Raw genomic sequence first — 24,961 nt, 5'->3', positions numbered from 1 at the left:
ACTTACTAAAATCTGAACTTAACCCCGATGTTGGGGCCGTGGGTAAACAGGTCAAGGCCAGAATTGTTGCTGCTGTAATCTATGTAGGTGAACCCATAGGAGGCTAGCAGTGAGGTATTTCCTGAAAACAACCAGTCGATGCCGGCATAGCCCGCAACGGAAAAGGTTAAGTTTCCGAGGCTGAAGCCAGACATGCTGGTGCCGACTAACGCCGCCAGGTTGGGGGATAGATTCCAGCGAGCCCGCCCACCAATCATGGGTTCGACCACAGTCTGTGACTGGCCAAACTCAAACCGATTGCCCAGATCGCCGGTCAGCACCAGCTTGTTGTTGAAGCTATAGAGCCGCACTCCGGCCAGGGCATCAAAGATAAACGGCCCCAGGTCAAACTCGGTGTCGGCGGTTCTGAGGGCCACAGGCAAATTACCATCCCCAAACCGGTAGGCACCCCCTAGATCAAGCTGAACAAAAGACGCACCAGCCGCCGCCGCAATAGAGACCTGAGGGGGCAACCCAGCTTGCTGCAGGACCGGAGGCAGCGGGATGTTTGCCGATCGCCCCGTGCCCATGTTCACGTAGGCTCCACTAAAAAACATGCCCCAGGTGCCTTTCCAGGCTTCAACCCGACCAAAGGCGGCAAAGTTGAGGTCATTGACAATGGAACTGAAAATATCTCCAATACCGGCATTAATAGGTGCGGTGATACTCCTGACGGTGACATTACCGTTGGCGCTAAAGGGTAGGTAGACAAACGGTTCAAAGCTAAACCGCCAGGGAATGTCATCGGTTGAACCGGCAGTTTGGGTGATCAGATCTGCCTGGGCAACAGCACCAGAGAACCTGTCGGCAGCGGCTCCTTCCCCTAGAGACAGAGCTGCCGGATCTACGCCCAAGAACCCTTCCCCCTGGGCAGAACCAGGGAAGCCAAGCTCTATCTCTGAACCTGTAGCATCTGTAGACAGGGCAGGGCTTGTCGGTGAATCGGAGACTGAAACCTCAAAGGTTTCAAGCCTTAAATCAGCTGCATCTGTCCTCAGGTTTTCGTTTTGTAATGGATGGGCTTCAGGCGGCACCGCTGGAGATTCTGCACCAGAGTTTAAGGTTGGCTGCTGAATCTGAGACTCCTCTAGCCCCTCAGCCGTCAATGCCGGAAAATTGGCGGGGTAAGGCTTTGGTGTTTTGGGAATCTCCGTTTTTACCAAACCCATGGCATTGGGTTTACCCCTGTCTTCACTGAGGGAAGGAGCCGCATTAGCCACTGGAGAACTGGCCAAACTCAGAACCAGCGCCGCCAGCCAGTAACTTGATCTCAAAATAGAATGGGCTTTACCGCCAAGAATTGGGTTTTGCCTACCAGGAAATTCCTTCGAAGCATCAGGGGTCATTGAGACTTGTTTGTTTAGATAAACGATAGAGCCAGACAGCATGGGGAGTTGACTCCATAAGCAACTAATCAGGCAACTTCTGAAAAACAGTTTCCCAAACGGTGGGCAGTGCCCACTACAGCAGCTACAGTCGCTGGGTTGAAGCTGGTCATCTTCTTTCCTGGAAGTATCTTAAGTGGATGTTGACAAAGGAAACTAATTTGGGCAAACAAGGTGAACCAGAGCGCTATATTGATGAACGTAGTACTGATATTAAGGCAAGACCGGCAAAATAGATGCCAGAAAAACAGAGCAAAGCAAAACTTGCACTTTTTGAATAGTGGCCTTGGAATCTTTGATTTATATTGGGATCGTGGAGCAAGGAGCATATATTCTAGTGGTTCATGCACCGTCAATTTTGTCATCGAAAGAACCCTTATCCTTGGCAAGGAAAGCAACTTAATTGTTAATAGGATGCGTTAGCGCCCGCATAACGTATCAACGTCTGGTGCAATAGTGCTTTACCGTCGCTGTAACGTTTGAGACGGCGATTCGCCAAATAACTGTTTGTAATTTCTAGAAAAGTGGCCCAGGCTAAAGAACCCCCACTGGTGAGCAATGTGAGCAACGGTTTCGGGTTTGGGGTCGGCGTAGAGCAAGGCGCGGCGGATACCGTGGAGGCGTTGCACTTTGACAAAGGCCATTGGCCCCATTCCCAGCATTTCTTGGAACCCATAGTGGAGCGATCGCTCACTGGCATAAACCGCTTGGCAAATCTCTGCCAGGGTCAAGGGTTGGTCGAGATGGACCATGATGTAGGCTTTGGCCGCAGCTACGAGGGCTGCACGGCGATAGGGGCGGGGGGCATCGGCTTGATTGGGAGGAGGCAAGGCGTCAATCAGCAGCGGCATCAAGTCCTGCTCCAACAGGGTTGTGGCCTTTGGGGTATGGCACCAGACCCGATCTGCTCCGGCTTGGAAGAGTTGGTGGAGATAGGCGCAGAGGGGGGAGAAGCGATCAATGGTGGGAACCACCATATTGAGTTGAAAGAAGGCCTTGTCTAAATCATAGCGATGGGCGAGGGTGGCATAGTGCTGAAACAGCGCCTTGGAAACGTCGATTTGACACTGATCTTGACCGGTTGGGGAGGTAATCAGGTGGATAGGGCGTTCAATATCAAAGCCAAAAATTGCGTTGGCCACCAGCGGCCGATCGCGGGCAAAAGCTGGCAGCGACGGTGTTTTTAGGGGCAATACAAAAACGAGGTGATCGGGGCGCTGGTCGCTTATTACTTGAAGTGATTGGCTGGCCTGCTGCCGGGTCACATTTAGGCCTGGGCTCACTGCCCAGGAGGCCAAATGACCCTGGAACGCGCCCTGACTTAGCTGGGTCAGCTGTAGCCCGCTGGCGGCGAGCACCTCGCCAAAGTGATCGACATCGTTGAAGGTGAGCTCTAAGTATTTGGGGCTTTCAGCCACCGATTGATTAGAGGTGGGGTGTTTAACAGTATTTCGGTTTAAAGCCTGTGCGTTCATCCCTTACCTTACCTTGCCATGGTAATGGCTATAGTCTTACTGGCGACAACATCCCTGTTAGCTGGAGCGAAATTATTGAGCTAGTTAGGTTGGCTAGTTAATAGAGTCATGTCTTTGACTTAGCACGAAACCATAGGATGAATGTATGAGAAAACGAAATTGGCGTCTCAATTCAGCAAGTCCTAGTGCCGAAGCTATCGCCTTAAAACCGTTGCCGTGGTGTCAATTGGCAGCATTTTGGCTAAAAAAACGATAAGATTTGTGTTTTCTAAACGTAAATACATTGCTGTTTGTATTGCTTTATTCTTATGAGTAGAGACTGCGCAGTCTAGGTTGAGTGTATGATCTTAGGAGCTTAAAAGTCAAGATTTTAAATAGTAGGGTGCTGCCCTGCTAAGTCATCGTATCCTACTTAATTCATCTAAGGGATTTTGCCGTGTTTTTTACCCGACACCTGTCCAAGATGCTCTTCGTTATGGGATCGGCTACGGCGTCTTGCTTTATCTATGCGATCGCACCAAGCTGGGCGATCGTGAACATATTGAGACTCCCCTACGACGAAACCTTTGCAACGAACTATTTCGATCAAGGGCACTATTTCTTTTACTACCACTGGGGCGTCATGGTCGGCTTTATGGGGGTAGTCATGGTCGTGGCCGCCTTCAAAAAATCCTGGCGTGCACCAGTTGTCTTTTACTCCTTTGTAGAGAAAGCCTGGATGGTGGTGCTCTATGGGGCCTCGCGTGGGTTTGCTAACCCCAGCACCTACGGCTACTTTCCGGTGTTGATCGTGGATTCCTTCGTTTCGCTATGGACGATTGGCTACTGGATCGAGCAGCGATCTATGTTTCCTGATCCAGAGATTGCGTTCCCGTCCATTCTCTCTGAGCCAGAGAGTAACTCGTAGGCCATTTTGCCTGATCCTGAAAAGACGAGGATCTGAAGGAAACTGTCCGCCCTCCCGAGGGCGGACGGAGGCCGGGGTGAGTTCAAATCGGTTTTATTCAATGCTGATTCCTTAAGCCGCTCGTGTAGCTGCGGGCAACGCGACGAGATCGGCCAACTCGGCTAGAAGCTGTGGCGAAAGGCCGGACTGGGTGGGTTGCAATTGGATGGCTGGGACACCGCCCATGAGTTCAAAGGCACGTTGCAGGGTACGATCGCGCCAGATATCCGGTCGCTTTGAATGCTCCATACCCTCGGCACTGAAGCCCCACTTCCAACCGCCCAACATACCGGCTACCACGCGGTTGGCCAGATTGGCGACGATTTTGTTGCTGCTGGGGTCGCTCAACGCTAGTTTGTTGCGCCAAGGGACCTGACGCCAATGCCCAATCAGCCAGGCCAGGGAGACCATGTCATGGGCGACCACGGAACGGGAGGCAATGACCAACCCTCGGGGTGGTGCAATCACATGACCCAGGTCTGGGCCAAAGGTGGCCAGCACTTTGTCGGCGGCGGTGATGACCAGGCGCTGCTTTTGTAAAAGGGTAGGAACGGTGTTGGCCTCGGCAGTTTTTTCTTGGATGGACTTGGCCGCGTGATGGTACTCCAGGCGAGTGTCGTAGCGCATGTAGCCCACCACAGACTTGAGCCCGAGGGTATTGCCCAGCAGGGCGTGGCGGCTACAGCGGGGCATAGACACAATGTGATCTACCTCCCGCAGCACGTTGGGGAGCGTGATGCCTTCTCGCCAGTGGGAGCCGGGGGCGGGCTGTTCGGTATAGAAGCTGTCCCAGCCTGCCTCTTCGAAGAAAGCCCACTCCGCCCCGGCCTCTAGAACGATATCCAGTAGCCCTGCACTCTTAGCCAGCTCGCGGCTGCTGCCTTTACACCCCTCCGGGCGCTGATCGAGGTGGCCAACTCCGCTCATGTCGCCCACAATCACCCGCCCTGCACCCTTTTCTCTCAGTAGACGAACCATACTGGCGATGGCTAGAGGGCTAGTCGTAGACGGGTAGGGCTTGCCTGAGTTCAGCACCGGCTTGATGAATACGGTGTCACGGGGTTGAAGCCAGTCAAGGGCGTCAGCAGCAAAGGTGGCTTCGCGAATCGCTTGATCCATCTCTTGAGGTGAGGGATCGCGGTGCACGGAGGTCAAGCTCACGGTTTCGCGCTGTCCAAGTTTGAGATTCATCAGGCCTCCCATAGAATCGCGCATTAATATTCATCCAGGACATTTAAGGCCAATTGCCTAGTAAAAGAAGGCAGAAGTATAAAGGCAGAAGACAGAAAGGAAAGCTAAGGATTCTGCTTTTTAGGAATAGCAAACTTATTTCCACCTTCGAGTAATAGGCCATAAAAGTTCCTGGGACCTGAGTGGATCGACACACGGATGCCGTTCACCAATACAGCACTCCAGGCATCTTTTAGAGAAAGGGTTGAGAGAAAAGCCATCCGTTTAGTACGCAATCGCACTCAAAGCACGGCGCAGTAAGGGATGGCCCCAGAGTGGTGTGTAGTTAGACATGCTCACTCAACGTATAAAGCACCACCGAAGGAAAGTAAAGTAGGGACCCAAAAAAATTGCGTTTTTTGAATAGCGGCGCTAAAAACTTAATCCGCAGACTACCTAAACTTGCATTTTTTGAATAGTGGTACTGAGGCATCAAACCTACGATCAATAGGATTTCGTACTGGGGTGTTGTTGAGTCTTGCCCTAGGGAAATAACATCATCGCTCTAGCTGTTTTCTCTGTACGTTGTCTGTACTAGTGAAGTGAGTCATGCTTTCTTGGATTAGACCGTTTATCCTAACTTGGACGATAATCGTCGCCCTTGTCTTCCAAGTCGCTGTGCCCCCAGCCCTAGCTCAGGAAAAACTCCCCCGTCCTGAGCCAGTCTTCCAAGGTCACATTGGCGTCACCTACCAAGATTCTCAGCCAGATACTGCCCTGTTGCAGGCCGAAAAAGCCTCCGATGGGGCTCCCAACGTGTTGCTGGTGCTGATTGACGATGCTGGCTTTGGCTCAGCCAGCACCTTTGGTGGCCCCATTGCCACCCCCACCTTTGATCGATTAGCGGCCAACGGGTTACGCTACAACACTTTTCATACGACGGCCCTGTGTTCGCCCACCCGCGCCGCTATCCTCACCGGGCGCAACCACCACTCGGTGGGGTCAGGCACCATTCAGGAACTGGCCACGGCTTACCCTGGCTATACCGGGCTGATCCCCCAGAGCACCGCCACCATTGGGCAAATCCTCCAGCGCAACGGCTACAGCACCGCCTGGTTTGGCAAAAACCACAATGTGCCCGACAACCAAACCACCAGCGTCGGCCCCTTCGATCGCTGGCCCAACGGGCTTGGCTTTGACTATTTCTATGGCTTCATCGGCGGCGAAACCGACCAGTGGTATCCCACCCTGTACGAGAACCAAACCCTGGTCGAAACCTTGCCCCTGCCGGAGGAGGGCTATAACCTCACCCATGATCTGGCCGACAAAACCATCGGCTGGATTAAGCAGGCCAAAACCACGGCCCCCGATCGCCCCTTCTTCGCCTACTTTGCCCCTGGGGCTGTCCATGCCCCCCACCAGCCCCCCGCCGAATACGTGGCCAAGTACAAAGGCCAGTTTGACCAGGGCTGGGACAAACTGCGGGAAGAAACCTTTGAGCGGCAGAAAAAGCTGGGCGTGATTCCCGCCAGCGCCCAGCTCACTCCCCGCCCCGAACAGATGCCCGCCTGGGACAGCTTTAGCCCCGAAGACCAGAAAATTCTGGCTCGCCAGATGGAAACCTATGCCGGGTTCCTCGACTACACCGACTACGAAATTGGCCGGGTGGTAGACGCCATTGCCGACCTGGGCGAACTGGACAACACCCTGGTGATCTACATCAACGGCGACAACGGAGCCAGCGCCGAGGGCAGCCTGATTGGCACCTGCAACGAAATCCTCAACCTCAATGGGCTCAACTTGACCATGGAGGACAATCGCCGCTGCTACGACAGTTGGGGTGGCCCCGAAACCTCCCCCCACTATGCGGTGAGCTGGGCCTGGGCCATGGATAGCCCCTTCCGCTGGACAAAACAGGTGGCCTCCTACCTGGGGGGCATTCGCAACGGTATGGTAATCGCCTGGCCCGCAAAAATTAAAGAAAAGGGTGGTTTGCGATCGCAGTTTAGCCACGTGATTGACATTGCCCCCACCATCCTGGAAGCCGCTGGCATTCCAGAGCCAGATATCTATAACGGCATCCCGCAAAAGCCCATAGAAGGCACCAGCCTGGTCTACACCTTCGATCGCGGTGCCGCCTCCACTCCCGGACGTCACGAAACCCAATACTTCGAGATGTTGGGGCATCGCGCCCTCTACAAAGACGGCCTGATGGCCTCGGCTTTCCACAACCGCCTGCCCTGGGTTACGGCAGGAACCGTGCCCTTTGACACCGATAAGTGGGAACTGTTTGACCTGACTCAGGACTTCACCCAGGCCAAGGATCTCTCCGCTGAACAACCGGAAAAACTCAAGGAACTTCAGGATTTGTTCCTCGCAGAAGCCGAGAAGTACAACGTGTTTCCGCTGGATGATCGCATTGCCGAGCGGGCCGATGTCACCCTGCGTCCGGGCTTCTTCACCGGGCGCAAGCACATCGAGTTTGCAGGCAACATGCCCTCCATCCCCGAGGGCAGCGCCCCCAGCACCAAAAATGCGTCCCACACCATCGATGCCGATCTGATGATTCCGCCCCAGGGCGCAGAAGGGGTGATTTTCTCTGAAGGCGGCGTCACGAGCGGCTTTAGCCTCTACGTCAAGGACAACAAACTGACCTACGACTACAACTGGTTTGACCTAGAGCGCACCTCCATCACCGCCTCCACGCTACTGCCCACGGGCCAAGTGCATGTCCGGTTTGACTTCGCCTACGATGGCGGCGGGCCAGGAAAAGGCGGCACCGGCACGCTGTACGTCAACAACCGCAAGGTGGGCCAGGGCAAGATTCCGAAGACGGTGGCAGGCCGCTTTGGGGTCGAGGCGATGGATTTTGGCAAGGACTTACAATCCCCCGTCAGCCCGTCCTACCAGCCCCCCTTCGCCTTTACCGGGGTCGTTGAGAAGGTGGTGCTCGACATTAAGTAGTTTCACCTCAAAGATCCCAGGGTTCTTCAAGAACCCTGGGATCTAGCCATCAGGCATCTTTCCTCTGGTCTTTCAGTCCTTGCCGAAAAGCTTTTGCCGCCGCTAACGGGTTCGGGGTTTGCAGGCAGCGGGTCAGCAACTCCAGATCCAGATCGGGCAACACTTCGCTTTCTTGAATGGCTGCATAGCCAGCGGTATCAGCAAATTGAGGCGGGGTTTCCTCTCGCTGGTGATACAGGGAAAGACGATTCTTCTGCCAGAACCACACCTCTCGTACCCCCAGCCGTCGGTACAGCTCCAGGCGATTGATGCTGCCGCTGGTCACAATCACCTCAATCGCCAAATCGGGAAATTCTTTGTCTGTGCCAATGCAGTAGCTTTCATCCGGTTCGCCGCCTGCCTGTCGTTCTGGCTTTTTCAGCGTCGTGGAACCCATCGGGAAGTACTCCGTTTCGGTTTCCAAAAAATAGAGTTCCAGCAATTGACCAAGCTTGGTTTTTCCAACTTCATGGTTACGACTGGGAGCCAAGATTTCTAACACTCCATCTAAAAAATGCACCCGATAGGCCGAACTATCCCCCATATCCGCCAGCAGGGCCTCGTACTGTGGCCACGACACCCGACTTAGCACCCGTCGCTCTTCGGGGTCATCCAGGGCTATCCGGCTTGCCAAATCGTTCAAATTGTCCAGAAAGACCATCGTGCTTAACCCCATCCGCTTTCAACCATTCTAAGACCGACGTTTAAATCTCATGTTTACGAGGTAACTATGTTCAAACGCCTCTGGAAATTCACCCTGGCTTGGGTAGCAATAATGGCGATCGCACTGCAATCCGCCGTACCCCCCGCCCTGGCCCAGGAGATTTTGCCCCATCCGATTCAGCCCTTTTCCGGCAAAATTGGGCTCACCTATCAAACCTCGGAACCCGTTAAAAGTCAGCTCAAGCTGCCCAGCACCTTCGGCATTGAAAATGCCCCCAACGTGCTGCTGGTGCTGATTGACGACGTGGGTTTTGGGCAGTTCAGCAGCTTCGGCGGCAGCATCCCCACCCCGACGATGGATCGGGTGGTAAAGAGCGGGCTGCAATTTACCCAGTTCCACACCACGGCCCTCTGTTCCCCCACGCGGGCGGCCCTGCTGACCGGACGCAACCACCATTCCGTGGGCAACGGCGTGATTACCGAGGCGGGAACCGGCTTTCCGGGCTATACCGGCGTGATTCCTGACAATGCGGGCACCTTTGCCCAGATTTTGCAGGCCTACGGCTATGCCACCGCCTGGTTTGGCAAAAACCACAACGTGCCCGACTGGGAAAGCAGCATGGCGGGGCCGTTTGACCGCTGGCCCCAGGGGCTGGGTTTCGACTACTTCTATGGCTTTGTGGGCGGCGACACCGACCAGTTCCACCCCGCCCTGGTGGAAAACACCACCCGCATCGAGCCGCCCGAAGCCAATGCCGACGGCACCCCCTACCACCTCAGCACCGACCTCGCCGACCACGCCATTAACTACATTCGCCAGGTGAATGCGGTTTCTCCCGAGAAGCCCTTCCTGGTGTACCTGGCTCCTGGGGCCACCCATGCCCCCCACCAGGCTCCCCAGGCCTGGATCGACAAATTCAAAGGCCAGTTTGACATGGGCTGGGATCAGTATCGCGAAGACACCTTCCAGCGGCAGAAAAAGCTGGGCGTGATTCCCGCCGATGCTCAGCTCACACCCCGACCGACAGCGCTGGCAGCTTGGGATTCTCTCTCCCCGGAGGAGCAGCGGGTCTATGCCCGGATGATGGAGGTGTTTGCCGGGTTCACCGCCCATGTAGACCATGAAGTGGGGCGCGTAGTGGAGGCCATCGACCAAATTGGCGAACTGGACAACACCCTGGTGATCTACATCGCTGGGGACAACGGCTCCAGCGCCGAGGGGGGCTTTAATGGCCTGCTGAACGAGATGACCTTCTTCAACGGCCTGCCCGAAAACCTGGAGGCTAAGGTCGCCGCCATTGACGACCTGGGTGGGCCAAAGTACTACAACCACTTCCCCTCCGCCTGGGCCTGGGCCATGGATAGCCCCTTCCAGTGGACGAAGCAAATTGCCTCCCACTTTGGCGGCACCCGCAACGGCTTGGCCATGGCCTGGCCGGCGGGCATCAAAGACAAGGGTGGCAAGCGCTTTCAGTTCAGCCATGTAATCGACATTGCGCCGACGATTCTGGAAGCGGTGGGGATTCCCCAACCCGTACAGGTGAACGGCATGACCCAAAAACCCATCGAAGGCACTAGCCTGGTCTACACCTTTGAGGACGGTAAAGCGCCTACGCGCCACACCACCCAATACTTTGAGATGGCGGGCAATCAGGGCATCTATAGCGACGGCTGGATGGCCAGCGCCCTGTGGTCTGAGCCCTGGGTGTCCGAGCCCCCCGCCGACAAAGACCTGCTGAATTTGGACTGGGAGCTTTACCACATTGACGAAGACTTTACCCAGGCGGTGGATTTAGCTGACCAGATGCCCGACAAGCTCCGGGAGATGAAGGATTTGTTCTACGCCGAAGCGGCTCGGTACAACGTGCTGCCCCTGGATGGACGCAGAACCGCCCGCCTGAATGTGGCCAATCGCCCCAGCCTTACCGCCGGACGCACCCACTTTGCCTATCCTCGTGGGATGCGCCTGCCGGAGGGATCGGCCCCGGATCTCAAGTACCGCAACCACACCATCACCGCCAATGTGGAAATTCCGTCCCAGGGCGCAGAGGGGATGCTGGTGACGCTGGGGGGACGATTCTCCGGCTACGGACTGTTTGTGAAGGACGGCAAGCTGTTCTACCACTACAACTTGGCGGGGGTTGACCGCTACGAGGTCGAGTCGAGTACTCGCCTGCCCACTGGCAAGGTCGTCCTCAAGGCGGACTACAAGACCGATGCCGCCCAGCCCTTCGCCGGGGCCATGGTGACGCTGTATGCCAACAACAAAAAAATCGGCCAGGGCCGGGTCGAAAAGAGCATTCCCAACCGCTTCACCATCGACGAAACCCTGGATATTGGCTTCGACACCGGAACGCCCGTCACCGAGACCTACGAAATGCCCTTTGCCTTCACCGGCAAGCTTGATGAGGTGGCCATTGACCTGAACTAGCCCTCACTCCCCCCAGACCAGCCCTAGCGCCTGGTTTGGGGGATGTCGAATTAACATCCCCTTAGGTTTGAGCCCGATGCAAAGTCCTGACCTCAATCGCCGCACCTTTTTGAAAACCTCTCTGGCTGTAGCACCTGCCATGCTTTCGTTCAGTGCCCCAAAAGATGACCCCAAAGATGCTCCAGAGGCCCTGGCGGACACCCCAGGTAAACAGGTTTTCTCCATTCTCCACACCAACGACATGCACTCTAATGTGGTTGGGGTGGGGCCGTTGCGAGACTACACGCCTTTGAGTTTGGGGGATGACCAAACCAGGGGTGGCTATGCCCGCCTAGGGGCATTAATTACCCAGCGCAAGGCTGAACTAGAGCGCCTCGGCCCCGTGCTGGTGCTGGATGCGGGGGACTTTAGCATGGGCACTGCTGTGGCCGCCGCCTGTCGCGAACTGGGGGCCGAACTGCAACTGATGGCAAACATGGGCTACGACGCCACCACCTTTGGAAACCACGAGTTTGACCTGGGGCCAGATGGCCTGGGGCAGGTGATCAAGCGAGCGGCTGAGACTGGCGATATCCCGGCCATTGTGGTGACGAATAGCGATGTCAGTGCGGAGTCTGAACGCTTGGCTGACCTCCAGGAAATGGCCCAGCGGGGAGTGCTTCAGCCCTACCGGGTGATTGAGCGGGGTGGCCTGCGGTTTGGCCTGGTGGGCATCATTGGCTACGACGCGTTCAAATACGCCGCCGATGTTGGCGAGGTGGCCTTGGGCGACCCGATCGCAACGGCCAAGGCAGCGGTGCAACGGCTGAAGCAGGAGGAACAGGTCGATGTGGCGATCGCCCTCAGCCACGGTGGCGTGGTTAAACGTCCCGATGGGCAATTTGGCCAGGGGGAAGACCTGAACCTGCTCGCAGCTATACCAGAATTAGATGTGGTGATTGGCGGCCATACCCATAGTGAATTGCGGCAGCCACTCTTAGTCGATCACCGCCCCGTGGTGCAGGCCGGCAAGTATGGCGAACACCTGGGCGAACTGGTGCTCAGCCTAGAGGATGGCCAAGTGACGGTGGAGTCCTATCGGCTGATTCCCGTGGATGACCACATTCAGGGCGATTCTGCCATTCAGGCCAGGGTAGAAAGCTTCCTCCAGCAGGCCGGAGAGATCACCTTTGCCCCCCGTGGCTATACCACCACCCAACCCCTGGTGGTGATCGCCGAAGACTGGCCCATGGACTACACCGATATTGAATCGGGGACGCCCCTGGCCAACGTGGTGACGGACGCCCTGCGCCTTGCCACTAATAGCCAAATTGCCTTCACGGCCAATGGTGCGATCCGCGCCGGACTGAAAAAAGGTAAAACCGGAGTGCAAACGGTGTATGACGTCTTTGCCATGGCTCCCCTGGGCAACGGCATTGTGGACCCTACTGCTGGGAGTGCCATGGTCAAGGGCTATTTCACGGCGGCAGAGCTGAAAAATATTCTGGAATTTCTCTTGATTGATGACCCCAACCATCCCGGCGAATATTACCCCAGAACGTCGGGCCTGCGGTTTTACTACGACCCCAGCCGCCCCCGATTTGACCAAGTCACCGGCCTAGAACTGGGCAATCTGGACGACGGTTACGCACCCCTCGACCTAGCCGCCTCAACCCTCTATAGCTTCGCCACCAGTTTGTACCTCGGCTCGATTCTGGTTTATATTCCTCAGCTCAGTAAAGGCGCGTTGCCCCTCCAGCCCAAAAAGGTCGATGGTAGCCCCCTGACCCGCAAGGATGAAGCCATCGTTGACCCCAGAGAATCGACCAGTCCCTACGTCTTACCCACTACGGCGCATCTAAATATCGACCTGGCGGCGATCGATGCGGCGAGCCGAGAAATTAAAGAGTGGCAGGCGATTATGGATTACTTGGTAAGCCTGCCCCATAAAAATCCAGACGGTATTTCTGTCTTGGTCAAAGATGCGCGGGCCAGGGAAGTACGAGCCATTAAGACCTGTTAAAAAATATGTCGGTTAGCCCTAAGCCGAGGCCACGGTGACGCTGAATCAAGTAGCCATTGACCAAAATAAAGCTCATTCTAGGCCAGCCATAGAGCTTTATTTTGGGGGTGCAATTAACTTGCATTTTTTGAATAGTGGCGCTGAAACGCTCAGCTTACAATCCGTTCAATATCGTTAATTTGAGCACCATGGAGAGATCAATCCTATGAGTAATCCTTGGCTTCAGGATTGGCCCAGGGGGGGCGTTTGCCCCCCTCACATTCTGACTCGCTTCGTCGCTGGTGCATTGGCGTTAACTCTGGTACTGGCCCCTTCCACCTGGCTAGGGTTGGGGACAGGTCATGCGATCGCAGCCCCCTTTTCCTCAGCTAACACGGCCCCCGCTGCGGCAGTTCCAACGGCCCCCAGCAAGCCCAACATCGTGGTGATCTGGGGAGACGACATTGGCCAGAGCGACATCAGTGCCTACAGCAAAGGGCTGATGGGCTTTCACACCCCCAATATCGATCGCATCGCCCAGGAAGGCGTGCTCTTCACCGACTATTACGGCGAACAGAGCTGCACCGCCGGACGCGCCGCCTTCATTACGGGGCAAAGCGTGTTTCGCACGGGCATGAGCAAAGTGGGCCTGCCCGGATCGGATTTGGGTCTGCGGCCCGAAGACCCCACCATTGCCGAAATGCTCAAGGCCCAGGGCTACGCCACCGCCCAGTTTGGCAAAAACCACCTGGGTGACAAGGACGAATTTTTGCCCACCAACCACGGCTTTGATGAGTTCTACGGCAACCTCTACCACCTCAATGCCGAGGAGGAGCCAGAACTGCCCGACTACCCCAGCCCCGAAGATTTTCCTAACTTTGCCAAGCGGTTTGGCCCCCGTGGGGTGCTGCACACCTTCGCCGATGGCCGCATTGAAGACACCGGCCCGCTGACCAAAAAGCGGATGGAAACCATCGACGACGACATCGCCGATCGCTCCGTAGGCTACCTGAAAAAGCAGGCGGAAGCGGGACAGCCCTTCTTCCTGTGGACGAACTTTACCCACATGCACTTCCGCACCCACCCCAAGGCCGAAAGCGTGGGGCAGGCCGGACGCTGGCAATCGCCCTACCACGACGTGATGGTTGACCACGACCAAAACGTGGGCCAAATTCTCGATGCATTGGATGAACTGGGCCTGGCCGAAAACACCCTGGTCTTCTACAGCACCGACAACGGCCCCCACATGAACTCCTGGCCCGATGCCGCCATGACCCCCTTCCGCAACGAGAAAAACTCCGGTTGGGAAGGAGCTTTTCGGATTCCGGCCATGGTGCGCTGGCCTGGGCACATCGAACCCGGCACCGTCTCTAACGACATCATGTCTCACCTAGATTGGATGCCTACCTTCCTCGCCGCCGCCGGAGCCCCAGAGGTAAAAGACAAACTCCTCACCGGCTACAAGGCCGCTGGCAGAAATTTCAAGGTGCATCTAGACGGCTATAATGCTTTGCCCTACCTGACAGGGCAAACCCCTGAAAGCCCCCGGCAGGAGTTCTTCTATTTCTCAGACGACGGCGACCTGCTGGCTATGCGCTACGACAACTGGAAGCTGCACTTCAAGGTGCAAGATGCCCCGGGTACCCTGGATGTCTGGCAGCGAGAATTTCGGCCCCTGCGCTTTCCCTACATCTTTAACCTGAGGACGGACCCCTACGAACGGGCCACCCTAACCTCAAACACCTACTGGGACTGGATGTTGGATCACATCTTCCTGCTGGTGCCTGCCCAGGGCAAGGTGGCCGAATTCCTGTCTACCTTCAAGCAATATCCCCCCCGCCAAAAGGCCGCCAGCTTCACGGTGGATCAGGCGCTAGAGCAACTGCAATCCATCCCCCCCGGCAGCAGCTAACCGGGAGGTTCCATAAAAAAGAGATCCCAGACTCAAGAGAGATCCCAGGGTTCTTTGCCCAGCCATAAACCATGGCACCACTGCGCAGGAAGAACCCTGGGATCTTGGCCGCCCCTTGGGATCTTGGCTACCTCCATGATGGCCATTCATCCCAACACTCCCCCCATGACCTCAGATACCCCTCTTCCCCCCCGCACTCGCCTAAGAGCCCCCAAGTCTGCTGCCATCGCTGGTATTTTGTTTTCGGTTTTGCTCATCATCAGTTCGGTGCTGATTTTGGTGGCGACCCCACCCACTCCCCTGGACAATGAGAACTGGCTGCTGAGCCAAGTGCCCGCCGTGCTGCTGGCCCTGAACCTGGTGCCCTTTGCCGGCATTGCCTTTCTGTGGTTTATGGGGGTGGTGCGCGACGTGCTGGGGGAGCGGGAAGACCAATTCTTTGCCACGGTGTTTTTGGGCAGCGGCCTGCTGTTTGTGGCCATGCTGTTTGTTAGTTCAGCGGTGACCGGCAGCCTGATTTTGCTCACCAACCGCCTCCCCGAAGCCGATCTGCCCGCTGTCTACGACCTAGGCCGCCTCATCGCCCGCGAAACCCTCAGCACCTACAGCATTCGCATGGCCGGGGTGTTTATGATTTCTAGCTGCACCCTGTTTCTGCGTACAGGGGTTATTCCCCGCTGGACGGCCTGGTTGGGCTTTGGGTTTGCCGCCATCATGCTGCTTAGAATTGGCTACATCAACAGCCTGGGCTGGGTCATGCTGCTGTTCCCCCTGTGGGTGCTGCTGGTCAGCCTCCATATTCTGACGAAAAGCTACACCCACCGCTCCGACAATCTGACCCAGGGCTAGTAGAGCAAGCCCATCGGTGGCCGTAGGTTTTGTTGGGTTCTGCGATCGCGCCACCCAACCTACAAATTGACAGACCATTAACCTCAATCCATCTATGCCCGACCCTTACCCTGTTCCTCAGCCCGCTACACCAATGCCTCGATTGGTCATGGCCATTCGCTGGACTCGCTTTGTGAGCGTACTGGCCGTTATCTCCTCTCTAATCGGGGCGTTGCTGATGTTTTGGATTGGCACCGTCAATACCCTGAAGGCGGTATTGCTAGTGATCAACGCCGAGGAATCGATGGTAGAGGGGAGCCGTATTTCCACCACCGAATTGGCCACGCTTGAGCTATTGGAATGTCTGGATAGCTTTCTGGTCGGACTCGCATTTTTATACTTCGCCTATGGAATTTATTCACTGTTTATTCAGCTTGAAAAAACTGATACTGATTCGGGTACTTGGACGAAGCTGGGGGGCATCAGCACCTTAAAAAAGACCTTGATGGAGGTGCTAATCGTGCTGCTGACGGTGGTTTTTGTGAAAGGACTGCTGGAGCGACTGTCGTTTCGGGGCTTGGAATGGACCTATTTGGTGATTCCTCTCTCGATTTTGGCCCTGGCCGCCAGTACCCGCCTGCTGCAATTTGAAGGTACTGATACGGCTAAGCGAAAGGAGTCCGACCCATGACCGCGATGGTATCTCCCGGTTCCTTTGAACAGCGGTTGGATAACTCCCCGCTTACTCGCGCTATGGCGTTGCTCTGGGTGCTCTCGGCGGGGCTGATTGCTCTAGACGGGTTTGATTTCTTTGTCATTGGGATCGCCCTTCCCTTCCTAAAACGGGATTTTGGTCTGGATGCCACTACCGTTGGGGCAGTGGCTACGGCGGCGGTGGTCGGATCCCTAGTGGGGTCGCTCACCCTGGGGCCAATTACTGACCGGGTGGGGCGCAAGCCGATGCTGATTGTCGATGTACTGCTGTTTGTGGTGGCGACGGCAGGCACGGCCCTGGCCTGGAATGTCGCTTCACTGATTGCGTTTCGCTTTTTGGTGGGGGTGGCGATCGGGGCCGACTACCCGATCAGCGTCGCCTACATCACCGAAAATGTCCCCGCCCGCTACCGGGGACGATTGGTGATCGGAGCCTTTACCTTTCAGGCGGTGGGGGCCATGCTGGGAGCGCTCACCGGAGTGGTGGTCATATCTCTGTACCAGGTGTTCTATCCCGATCCAGAACCGCTGGCGGTGCAGTATGCCTGGCGCTGGATGCTAGGAGTAGGGGTACTCTTGGCGATTCTAGTGGCGGTGGTGCGGCTGAGCGTTCAGCTAGAAAGCCCCCGGTACTACATTAGCCGGGGTGAGTATGACAAGGCTTCGACAGCCGCCAGCCAGCTTTTGGGAGACGCGATCGTCATTACAGCTGAGGGTGAACCGCCTCCAGAGACCGAGCCCACAACCCTGGCCACGCTGTTTACCCCGCTCCATCGGCGCAGTACGCTGCTGGCCTCCCTGCCCTGGTTTTTGCAAGATATTGCCACCTACGGCATCGGCATTTTCACCCCGGCCATTATCGCCATGCTGGCCCTGTCTACGGAAACTAATTTCATGGTGCAGGAGATGAATGCGGCCAAAGGGGCGGCGCTGGTGGATGGGTTTTTGATCGTCGGGTTTCTCTGTGCCGTGGCTCTGGTGGATCGCCTGGGGCGCATTCGCCTTCAAATCATCGGCTTTGGGGGCATGGCAGTGGGGCTATTGCTGCTGGCCGCTTCGGGGTTAGTCTCGCCAGATCAGGGGGCCGCAACAGGGCTGGTGTTGGCTGGGTTTGTAGTGTTTAACCTGATGATGAACGCTGGCCCCAATGCCACCACCTTTTTGCTGTCGGGAGAGGTGTTTCCGACTCACCTGCGGGCCACGGGGGCCGGGTTTGCGGCGGCCTTTGCCAAGGCGGGGGCGGTGCTGGGCACCTTTGTGCTGCCCATTGTGGCCAAATCCTGCGGGATTTCGCCCTTGTTGGTGGGGTTGGCGGTGATCTGTGGGCTGGCGGCAGTGCTTACCTACCGCTTCCGAATTGAAACCACGGGCCAATCTCTAGAGGCGGTGCAGGACTGGGAGCGATCGCTATCCCTCACCCCACCCTCCCAAGGAGGTTAGACCATGCTGCTAGATGCCCTTGAAAGCGTTTCCTTTACCCTGGCCACCCTTGGGGAAACCCTGCTGGAATTGCTGGGGGTGCTCTGCATTTTTACGGGCATCTTTGCCACGGCCCGACTGGCGATCAAAATCCTGAGACACCGCCAGCGGGTGGTGCTGCCCTTTATTCAAATCCGGCTGAAATTTGGCCTTTGGCTGGCCCTGGCCCTAGAATTTCAGCTAGGGGCGGATATTTTGAGCACTGCGATCGCACCCACCAACGAAGCCCTCATTCGCCTCTCGGTGATCGCGGTGATTCGGACCTTTTTAAACTACTTTTTAAATAAAGAAATTGAGGCCCAATTGGAGTTTCGAGAACGGGCGATCGCCCACAACTACCCCCCACTGTTTTTGCTAGACAGCCCCACAGAATTTATGGAAATTCCTCAGGATGATGCTAAACCCCATTCTTCTCACCCCTGATCGGTCTAATGCCTGATTTCAACCCCCAAGACGAACTCGCCCGCGATCGCAACCACCTGGCCGCCGATCGCTCCCTGCTGTCCTTTGTGCGCAGCAGTCTCACCCTGATCGGCATCGGGGTAGGGATTGATCAAGTTGTCAGCGCCATCGCCCCAGTTGGTCGCTTTATCGACCTCTGGGCCTACGGCCTCAGCCTGCTGCTGGTGGGCCTGGGCGTTATCACCCTGGCGCTCGCCATCCGCGACTACCAGGGAGAACTGCAACGGCTGCGGGCACCGGTATATCGCTATACCCCCCGTCCAACCTTAGGTGGCACCACCGGCCTGGCGGTGCTGGTCGTAGGCACCCTGGCCTTCCTTTGGCTGGGGCTAAAACTATAACCATGAGGTGCTGCCATGATCCAGTTGTAGGGTGGGCACTGCCCACCACTAGAGAGTATGGGCTTTCCCGACAATCAGCCTGCATCGAGCACCTTTAGATCAAAAACAACGTGGTCACCAGACCAGCCAGCCCCAAGAGCACAATGCCGACCACCACCACCCGGTTCAAGGCCCCCACCGACAGCATTAAATAATCGGGCCGCTCAATACTTTTTACGGCTAACCGATGTTGAATTAAGGCAATGCCCAACAACACCAGCCCCAACCCCACAAATCCCATCCCAATCAGCGTAGCCGTCTCCTTAGTTATAGCCGGTTCCAGATTAGGAAATCGCCGCCGCAAACTTCGAAAAATTTGGTCAAAGGCAACCCCAAAACCGATCAAGCTCAGGCAAATTCCCAACCAGGAATTGATGGTACGTTCCGCCGCCGCCCGATTGCGCTCCTTTGCCAATTCATTAGTCGTATTAATCGATTTTTGAGGCATCGAATCCGTCATTTCACTTACAGGTGATTAGATGACACAGTTATACCCCCATTCACTCTAAAAATAGCCCCTTTTCTCTCTACCCAAAACCCGAAACCCCATTTTCCCCATACCCCGAGGGCAGACACATGGGTCTGCCCCTACCACCCATCACCCATCCACCCCATGACCCAACCCAACCCCGCCACCGAACTCGCCAAAGAACGCAACCGCGCCGCCGAAGAACGCACCCTAATGGCCTGGATTCGCACGTCCCTGGCGCTGATTGGTTTTGGCTTTGGGATTGAGCGCATTGTGGCCGCCATCTACCAAGCCCTGGGCGATGCCGTTAACCCGCTGCGGCTGTCGCGCATTTTGGGCCTATCCTTTGTGGCCCTAGGCACCTTTGCCATGCTGTTCGCCGCCCTCGATCACCAGCGCCAGCTCAAACGCATCCAGCGCAACGACCTGGTTTACCAATCTCGCCAATCCCCCTCCCTGGTGGTGGCGTACATTCTTACCGGGCTAGGGGCGATCGCCTTCCTCGGCGTGCTGATCAGCCCCTTGATCACCTAAGGGGGCAGACACACAGGTCTGCCCCTACAGCTCATCCACCCCTTCACCCATCCACCCCCATGTCTACCCCCGAACCCCACCCCCCCGACTCCCTGCCGAACAATAATGAGCTGGCCATGCAGCGCACCGAGATGGCAGAACAGCGCACGGCCATGGCCGAAAACCGCACGACAATGGCAGAACAGCGCACCGGGCTTTCCATAGAGCGTACCGACCTGGCCGAATTGCGGACGGAACTGGCCAAAGAACGCACCCGCGCCGCCGAAGAACGCACTCTGATGGCCTGGATTCGCACCGCCCTATCGATGATTAGCTTTGGCTTTGGCATCGATCGCCTATTCACCTACCTGGAGCGCACGGAAGCGGCACTGACGCTGAACCGGCTGACGGAGGAGCGGGTGCTGGGTCTGAGTTTGATGACCCTGGGGCTGTTTACGCTGGTGATGGCGATCGTCAACCACTGGACCACCCTTAAGAGCATTGAATCGAGCGACTACAAGTACGGCCCCACCTGGTCCCAGGGGTTAGTGGTGGCCACGGTGCTGCTGTTTTTGGGGCTGGCGGCCTTTATTCCCCTGGCCCTGGGAGGCGTGCAAATGGCAGAGGTGTTTACACTCAACAGCCGGGTCGCCACCACTCTGACTGCCCTGACGATCTTCATTTTGATGCTCACCCTGGGGGTGCAAACTGCGCCCAGTAGCCTGACAACCCTGTGGCAGCAGCCGGGTCTGTTGGGGCGATCGCTGTTGGCGACCCTGGTGCTGTTTCCCATTGGGGCAGCGGTAATTGGGTATCTGGTACTCAGCGGTGGCCAGAATGTGGGCCGGGTGGCCGTGGGGCTGGGGGTGCTGGCGGCAGCGCCAGGGGCTCCTTTGCTGTCTCGCCGGGCGGCGATGGCGGGCAGCAATCCAGATGTTGCCATTAGCTTGCAGGTCACCCTGGCGCTGCTGGCGATTGTCACCACGCCGCTGACGCTGCTGGTGCTGAGTTTTCTGTTTGCCCCGATTGACGCGAGTACCGACTATCTAGCGATCGCCAAGCAGGTGTTCCTCGCTCAGGTTTTACCCCTGGGTCTGGGCCTGGCCATCCGGCGGTTCAGCGGCGAACAGGCCGCGAACATTGGCCAACTGCTCTCCACCGTAGCCAGCACTCTGTTTGCTGTGCTACTGGTGTTTGCCCTGGGCATCAGCGTTGTGGTGCTGCCCACCATCGCCTGGCGTGGACTGGTCGCCATCCCGCTGATTGTGGTCTTTGGGTTGGCCTGCGGCCACAGCCTGGGGGGGCCAGAAATGGGGGCGCGATCTGCGATTGCCACCGGCACCATTGCCCGCAATGCTGGCATGGCTCTCTTTCTGCTAGCCGCCAACGGAGCCGGAAACGCCATCCCTACCGTGATCGCCTACGTGGTGATCGGTGCCTTGACGGCCCTGCCCTACAACATCTGGGCCAAGCGACAAACGCAACCCGTAGAAAATCCAGCCTAGAGAATTAGGATGCCAAGATCCCAGGGTTCTTGGGTTCATTGGCGATGAATTGCGGCACCTCCCCAGTCAGAACCCTGGGATCTGTGACGCAAACTTTCACCGCAAGCCGTTTTTGTTGGGTTCTGCTTCGCGCCACCCAACCTACACCTGCCTTCTCCCTTCTGCCTTCTAACCCATGCTTCTCCCCCGCTACCTCCTCCCCCTTCTGATCCTCTTCTTCCTGCTCTGTCTACCCGTTCCGGCTCTGGCGGAGGCTTCCCCCTGCCCCAGCGATATGGTCTTTATCCCCGGTGGCACCTTCACTATGGGATCTGACAATCCCGATTTTGTGGAAGAGAAAATCGCTGAGGATGTCACCGTCAGCAGCTTTTGTATCGAACCCCATGAGGTGACCAACGCCCAGTTTGCCGCCTTTGTCGCCGACACCGGCTATGTCACGGTGGCAGAACGTCCCCTGTCGCAGGCGCAGTTTCCCGACCTGCCAGAGGAAAAACGGGCACCGGGTTCCCTGGTGTTTCAACCCCCCGCCGAGGGCATGCAGCAGGTCGCCTACCTGAGCTGGTGGCACTGGACACCGGGAGCCAACTGGCGACACCCCTACGGCCCCGACAGCGATCTACAGGGCAGGGACAATCATCCCGTGGTTCATATTGCCTACGAGGATGCCGCCGCCTACGCTGCCTGGGTCGATCGCCAACTGCCCACCGAGGCCCAGTGGGAGTATGCCGCCCGAGGCGGAGCCGAGGGGTGGACATATACCTGGGGCGAGCAGTATTCCGCCAAACAGGCCAACACCTGGCAGGGGCTGTTCCCCTTTTTCAACACCAAAGCCGATGGTCACTTGGGCACAGCGTCAGTGATGTCTTACCCGCCCAATAGCTATGGCCTGTACGATATGGCGGGCAACGTGTGGGAACTGACCTCCAGTTGGTATACCGTGCTCCACGACGACCTGGCCCACCAGCACGATCCTACCGGCCCCACCCAGGCAGCTAGCTACGACCCAAAAAAGCCTCAGGACGGGGCTACCCACGTGATCAAAGGGGGCTCTTATCTCTGTGCCAAAAACTATTGCAGCCGCTACCGCTCCGCCGCCCGCGAATCCCAAGCGGTGGATACCGGTACCACCCATGTGGGGTTTCGGTTAGTAAAGGCGATGGCCCCCGAGGGCTAGCACGCTGATATAGCTCTCAGGGGTCTGTCTGATACAAAATCCGACTTGTATACCCCCGAAATAGTATAGGGTTGAGGAATGCCTAGACCCCTCCATCTCGAACCTCATTTTTCAGCTGACGAGCTTAAATCGCGCTATCTGGCTGGCGGTGACCCCGTCGAGTCTCGACGTTGGCATCTGCTATGGCTAGTTCACACGCAAACGACCCTGACCGATGCAGCTAAAGCCGTTGGGCTGAACTATGACTATGCCCGAGAGGTGGTGAAAGCGTACAACCGTGATGGCGCTGCTGGCCTGCGCAATCGACGCAAAGCCCAACGACCGCAACAGTCTCGTAGTCTGCTCAACCCCAAGTAGTTCGAAGCCTTGGAAGCTCGATTGCAATTCCCACCCGACGATGACGGGGTCTGGAGTGGGCCTAAGGTCGCTCAGGTGATCGCTGAAGTCACTGGGGTGCCTAAGGTCTGGCCCCAGCGGGGGTGGGACTATCTCAAGCGCTTGGAGCAATCCCTGCAAGTGCCTCGTCCCCGGCATCGCAAAGGCGATCCGGAGGCCCAGGAGGCCTTTAAAGAAACTCCCGGAGCGTAAGGCTGAACTAGAACAGCAATATCCTGAAGCTCTCGTCGAAGCGTGGTCGTTTGATGAGCATCGCCTCGGCTTAAAACCGATTATTCGCAAGGTGTGGGCCAAAGTCGGGCAGCGACCGTTGGCCTTAGTTGACCCACGCTATGAGTGGACGTACCTCTACGGGTTTGTTCATCCCACGACCGGCGATACCGAATGGCTGATTCTGCCTCGGGTGAATGGCGATTGGTTTAACCAAGCCCTAGCCACCTTTGCCGAGCAAATTGAGGCTGGCCCGCATAAGCAGATTTTGCTGGTGATAGATGGGGCTGGATGGCACACCTGCAAAGATCTAGTGATACCCGACGGCATTCATCTAGAGGTATTGCCGCCTTACTCACCCGAGTTACAGCCGGCAGAACGGCTTTGGCGACTCGCCGATGAACCCTTATATCAAGTCCGCTTAATCAACCACACTTAGCATTGAAACGCTTTCCACCAGTGGAACTGGGTTAAGCCTGAGATGAAATCGGTGAGGTTTAGGAGTTGTACACAGCGCTGCTCCACTCGTTCCAAGAGGTCATCTAAGGTCTCAAACACCCGGTTGGCTAAGGCTTCGTTGAGAATAGGCCAGAGTCGCTCTGCCGGTTGCATAGGCGGGGAGTAAGGCGGCAGAAAGGCCAGGTGCAGGCCTTCCGGTACGACCACTTGATCTGACGTGTGCCACCCGGCTTGATCTATGACCAACACGACTCGGTGCTTGGGGCCAATGCCAAAGTGTTCGGCAAAATCAGCCAAGGCCCGATTAAACAGGTCGATATTGACTCGAGGCAACAGCCACCAGTAGGTTTGTCCGCTGCGAGGATGGACAAAGCCATAGAGCCAAAACCAGTCATAGCGACAGTGGACGGGAGCACTGAGCGATCCAAGCCAGTTATCGACCCACACCCGACGCAGGATGGGATGGAGCCCCAAGCGATGTTCGTCCATAGCCCAGAGCTGCACGTCGGCGTCGGGATGGGCGACTTTGATTTCCGTCAGTTGAGCGTGCAGATTTTTTTTCCCACACCCGCTGCTCCTCTTCGGTGGCAGCGTGCTGATGTTCGGGACGAGGCACCTTGAGAGAGAACTCCATTTGTTTGAGAATCTCCCACCCCCGTTGGCGATGAACTGAACGGCCTAGGTGCTCACTGAGCCAGTCGGCTACCTTACCTCCATTCCAGAATCCGCCATCTGGGGGTTCCTCTTGCAAGGCTTGGTACAGTAAAGTCTGCATTTCATCTTCAAGAATGACTTGCCCATTGCCCTGATTGTGCTGCCGTTGGTCGCCAAGCGCCGCCGGGCCTTGACGGTTATAGCTTCTAACCACTTCATAAATCCAGGCTCGGCTGTAGCCGGTCATCTCAGAGACCTCAGCGGTACCCTTGCCCGATTGCAATAGCCAGATCAGCTGATAATGCCCTCGTTCAATCCCGCTCTTAGCCGATTTATAACGCTGTTCGAGTTCCTCGGTGCTCAAATGTGATGCCAGGGTAAGACGACGTCCCATCACCCTTATCCTCGTCTTTCAACTTCACCATTCTAAGGTCGATTAGCCGGACTTGATATAAGACGTAGCTCAGCCTTCTCCAAAAGCTTGCGTAATCACATTGGCCTGTTGTGGAATTTTATTCACCACTACAATGCATCATTACCTCTAGAGTTCTACCCTATCTTGCGCTAGGCAGTAAAGTTTGCGCAAGTTTAAGCGCGTTCTTTTCCAAGTTATCGATCACTTCACCAAACAACCACACCCATGTTATCTTCACTGCCAAATACCTGGCACCAACAATGCCCCTAGGACGTGGAACCGTTGAGCAAGTGGAAGA

21 protein-coding genes and 1 pseudogene are annotated in these 24,961 nt (G+C 56.5%); 16 read left to right on the top strand and 6 right to left on the bottom strand.

Translation table 11 applies throughout. The features are described 5' to 3' along the window. Positions 1-5 precede the first annotated feature (5 nt). A complete protein-coding gene (locus tag RRF56_RS00940; RefSeq protein WP_317033531.1) occupies positions 6-1,385 on the bottom strand; it encodes a hypothetical protein in 1,380 nt (459 codons plus the stop codon). Between the two features lie 500 nt (positions 1,386-1,885). Then, positions 1,886-2,842: a helix-turn-helix transcriptional regulator gene (locus RRF56_RS00935; RefSeq protein ID WP_317033530.1), complete on the bottom strand. Its 957-nt coding sequence runs from the start codon at positions 2,840-2,842 to the stop codon at positions 1,886-1,888. A 532-nt stretch (positions 2,843-3,374) separates the two neighbouring features. Here RRF56_RS00935 and RRF56_RS00930 point away from each other — a divergent pair. Beyond that, positions 3,375-3,806: a hypothetical protein gene (locus RRF56_RS00930; protein ID WP_317033529.1), complete on the top strand. Its 432-nt coding sequence runs from the start codon at positions 3,375-3,377 to the stop codon at positions 3,804-3,806. A 111-nt stretch (positions 3,807-3,917) separates the two neighbouring features. On the opposite strand, the gene RRF56_RS00925 is transcribed toward RRF56_RS00930, so the two are convergent. Continuing rightward, positions 3,918-5,036, bottom strand: coding sequence for a DUF362 domain-containing protein (locus tag RRF56_RS00925; protein ID WP_317033528.1), 1,119 nt, complete (start codon positions 5,034-5,036; stop codon positions 3,918-3,920). A 657-nt stretch (positions 5,037-5,693) separates the two neighbouring features. Here RRF56_RS00925 and RRF56_RS00920 point away from each other — a divergent pair. Beyond that, complete coding sequence (locus RRF56_RS00920) at positions 5,694-7,979, top strand: arylsulfatase (protein WP_317033527.1); 2,286 nt, start codon at positions 5,694-5,696, stop codon at positions 7,977-7,979. Positions 7,980-8,028: 49 nt separating this feature from the next. On the opposite strand, the gene RRF56_RS00915 is transcribed toward RRF56_RS00920, so the two are convergent. After that, positions 8,029-8,679 carry a Uma2 family endonuclease gene (locus tag RRF56_RS00915; protein ID WP_317033526.1) on the bottom strand — a complete coding sequence of 217 codons (651 nt, stop codon included), beginning with the start codon at positions 8,677-8,679 and terminating at the stop codon, positions 8,029-8,031. Positions 8,680-8,748: 69 nt separating this feature from the next. Between RRF56_RS00915 and RRF56_RS00910 the strand changes: the two genes are divergently transcribed. The 8 genes from RRF56_RS00910 (at position 8,749) to RRF56_RS00875 (ending at position 18,829) form a co-directional block, all read left to right on the top strand. Next, a complete protein-coding gene (locus tag RRF56_RS00910; RefSeq protein WP_317033525.1) occupies positions 8,749-11,112 on the top strand; it encodes an arylsulfatase in 2,364 nt (787 codons plus the stop codon). Between the two features lie 76 nt (positions 11,113-11,188). Then, on the top strand, positions 11,189-13,114 hold the full coding sequence (locus tag RRF56_RS00905; protein WP_317033524.1) for a bifunctional UDP-sugar hydrolase/5'-nucleotidase: 1,926 nt from the start codon (positions 11,189-11,191) through the stop codon (positions 13,112-13,114). A gap of 205 nt (positions 13,115-13,319) precedes the next feature. Further along, entirely contained in the window at positions 13,320-15,005 is a 1,686-nt protein-coding gene (locus RRF56_RS00900) for an arylsulfatase (RefSeq protein WP_317033523.1), read from the top strand. Between the two features lie 165 nt (positions 15,006-15,170). Beyond that, positions 15,171-15,854: a hypothetical protein gene (locus RRF56_RS00895; RefSeq protein WP_317033522.1), complete on the top strand. Its 684-nt coding sequence runs from the start codon at positions 15,171-15,173 to the stop codon at positions 15,852-15,854. A 94-nt stretch (positions 15,855-15,948) separates the two neighbouring features. After that, positions 15,949-16,524: a YqhA family protein gene (locus tag RRF56_RS00890; protein WP_317033521.1), complete on the top strand. Its 576-nt coding sequence runs from the start codon at positions 15,949-15,951 to the stop codon at positions 16,522-16,524. Then, positions 16,521-17,987 carry an MFS transporter gene (locus tag RRF56_RS00885; protein WP_317033520.1) on the top strand — a complete coding sequence of 489 codons (1,467 nt, stop codon included), beginning with the start codon at positions 16,521-16,523 and terminating at the stop codon, positions 17,985-17,987. The genes RRF56_RS00890 and RRF56_RS00885 overlap by 4 nt, the downstream gene beginning before the upstream one ends. Before the next feature lie 3 nt (positions 17,988-17,990). Continuing rightward, on the top strand, positions 17,991-18,449 hold the full coding sequence (locus tag RRF56_RS00880) for a DUF1622 domain-containing protein (protein ID WP_317033519.1): 459 nt from the start codon (positions 17,991-17,993) through the stop codon (positions 18,447-18,449). Positions 18,450-18,457: 8 nt separating this feature from the next. Continuing rightward, positions 18,458-18,829 (top strand): YidH family protein, encoded by a 372-nt coding sequence (locus RRF56_RS00875; protein ID WP_317033518.1) that lies wholly within the window; start codon positions 18,458-18,460, stop codon positions 18,827-18,829. 94 nt (positions 18,830-18,923) lie between these two features. Here the strand turns inward: RRF56_RS00875 and RRF56_RS00870 are convergent, their stop codons facing one another. Continuing rightward, positions 18,924-19,316, bottom strand: coding sequence for a YidH family protein (locus RRF56_RS00870; protein ID WP_317033517.1), 393 nt, complete (start codon positions 19,314-19,316; stop codon positions 18,924-18,926). A 165-nt stretch (positions 19,317-19,481) separates the two neighbouring features. Here RRF56_RS00870 and RRF56_RS00865 point away from each other — a divergent pair, with 165 nt between their 5' ends. From RRF56_RS00865 to RRF56_RS00840, 6 genes are all read left to right on the top strand, one after another. Then, complete coding sequence (locus RRF56_RS00865) at positions 19,482-19,871, top strand: YidH family protein (protein ID WP_317033516.1); 390 nt, start codon at positions 19,482-19,484, stop codon at positions 19,869-19,871. A 59-nt stretch (positions 19,872-19,930) separates the two neighbouring features. Continuing rightward, complete coding sequence (locus RRF56_RS00860; RefSeq protein ID WP_317033515.1) at positions 19,931-21,355, top strand: DUF202 domain-containing protein; 1,425 nt, start codon at positions 19,931-19,933, stop codon at positions 21,353-21,355. A 175-nt stretch (positions 21,356-21,530) separates the two neighbouring features. Further along, positions 21,531-22,529, top strand: a complete 999-nt coding sequence (locus tag RRF56_RS00855; RefSeq protein ID WP_317033514.1) for a formylglycine-generating enzyme family protein — start codon at positions 21,531-21,533, stop codon at positions 22,527-22,529. Positions 22,530-22,607: 78 nt separating this feature from the next. Continuing rightward, positions 22,608-22,886, top strand: coding sequence for a helix-turn-helix domain-containing protein (locus RRF56_RS00850; RefSeq protein WP_317033513.1), 279 nt, complete (start codon positions 22,608-22,610; stop codon positions 22,884-22,886). 9 nt (positions 22,887-22,895) lie between these two features. Beyond that, the gene (locus RRF56_RS00845; RefSeq protein ID WP_317033512.1) at positions 22,896-23,117 is read left to right on the top strand and encodes a winged helix-turn-helix domain-containing protein; all 222 of its coding nucleotides are present in this window, start codon (positions 22,896-22,898) and stop codon (positions 23,115-23,117) included. Further along, positions 23,017-23,574 (top strand): IS630 family transposase, encoded by a 558-nt coding sequence (locus RRF56_RS00840; RefSeq protein ID WP_317033733.1) that lies wholly within the window; start codon positions 23,017-23,019, stop codon positions 23,572-23,574. Before RRF56_RS00845 ends, RRF56_RS00840 begins: the two co-directional genes overlap by 101 nt. Here the strand turns inward: RRF56_RS00840 and RRF56_RS00835 are convergent. Then, positions 23,571-24,642, bottom strand: a pseudogene (locus RRF56_RS00835) (IS630 family transposase). The gene RRF56_RS00840 and the pseudogene RRF56_RS00835 sit on opposite strands and share 4 nt — an antisense overlap. Positions 24,643-24,961: the final 319 nt, after the last annotated feature.

Source organism: Nodosilinea sp. E11 (genome assembly GCF_032813545.1).
Lineage (GTDB): Bacteria > Cyanobacteriota > Cyanobacteriia > Phormidesmidales > Phormidesmidaceae > Nodosilinea.
Note: the sequence above shows the minus strand (reverse complement) of the source record. Positions and strands in the feature narration are given on the sequence as shown.

Bases quoted from the DNA above. Each gene is read 5' to 3' on its own strand.
- RRF56_RS00870 (WP_317033517.1), bottom strand. From the start codon at position 19,316: ATGCCTCAAAAATCGATTAATACGACTAATGAATTGGCAAAGGAGCGC.
- RRF56_RS00940 (WP_317033531.1), bottom strand. From the start codon at position 1,385: ATGACCCCTGATGCTTCGAAGGAATTTCCTGGTAGGCAAAACCCAATT.
- RRF56_RS00885 (WP_317033520.1), top strand. From the start codon at position 16,521: ATGACCGCGATGGTATCTCCCGGTTCCTTTGAACAGCGGTTGGATAAC.
- RRF56_RS00860 (WP_317033515.1), top strand. From the start codon at position 19,931: ATGTCTACCCCCGAACCCCACCCCCCCGACTCCCTGCCGAACAATAAT.
- RRF56_RS00850 (WP_317033513.1), top strand. From the start codon at position 22,608: ATGCCTAGACCCCTCCATCTCGAACCTCATTTTTCAGCTGACGAGCTT.
- RRF56_RS00865 (WP_317033516.1), top strand. From the start codon at position 19,482: ATGACCCAACCCAACCCCGCCACCGAACTCGCCAAAGAACGCAACCGC.
- RRF56_RS00895 (WP_317033522.1), top strand. From the start codon at position 15,171: ATGACCTCAGATACCCCTCTTCCCCCCCGCACTCGCCTAAGAGCCCCC.
- RRF56_RS00890 (WP_317033521.1), top strand. From the start codon at position 15,949: ATGCCCGACCCTTACCCTGTTCCTCAGCCCGCTACACCAATGCCTCGA.
- RRF56_RS00910 (WP_317033525.1), top strand. From the start codon at position 8,749: ATGTTCAAACGCCTCTGGAAATTCACCCTGGCTTGGGTAGCAATAATG.
- RRF56_RS00930 (WP_317033529.1), top strand. From the start codon at position 3,375: ATGGGATCGGCTACGGCGTCTTGCTTTATCTATGCGATCGCACCAAGC.
- RRF56_RS00855 (WP_317033514.1), top strand. From the start codon at position 21,531: ATGCTTCTCCCCCGCTACCTCCTCCCCCTTCTGATCCTCTTCTTCCTG.
- RRF56_RS00875 (WP_317033518.1), top strand. From the start codon at position 18,458: ATGCCTGATTTCAACCCCCAAGACGAACTCGCCCGCGATCGCAACCAC.
- RRF56_RS00880 (WP_317033519.1), top strand. From the start codon at position 17,991: ATGCTGCTAGATGCCCTTGAAAGCGTTTCCTTTACCCTGGCCACCCTT.
- RRF56_RS00905 (WP_317033524.1), top strand. From the start codon at position 11,189: ATGCAAAGTCCTGACCTCAATCGCCGCACCTTTTTGAAAACCTCTCTG.
- RRF56_RS00925 (WP_317033528.1), bottom strand. From the start codon at position 5,036: ATGAATCTCAAACTTGGACAGCGCGAAACCGTGAGCTTGACCTCCGTG.
- RRF56_RS00900 (WP_317033523.1), top strand. From the start codon at position 13,320: ATGAGTAATCCTTGGCTTCAGGATTGGCCCAGGGGGGGCGTTTGCCCC.
- RRF56_RS00915 (WP_317033526.1), bottom strand. From the start codon at position 8,679: ATGGTCTTTCTGGACAATTTGAACGATTTGGCAAGCCGGATAGCCCTG.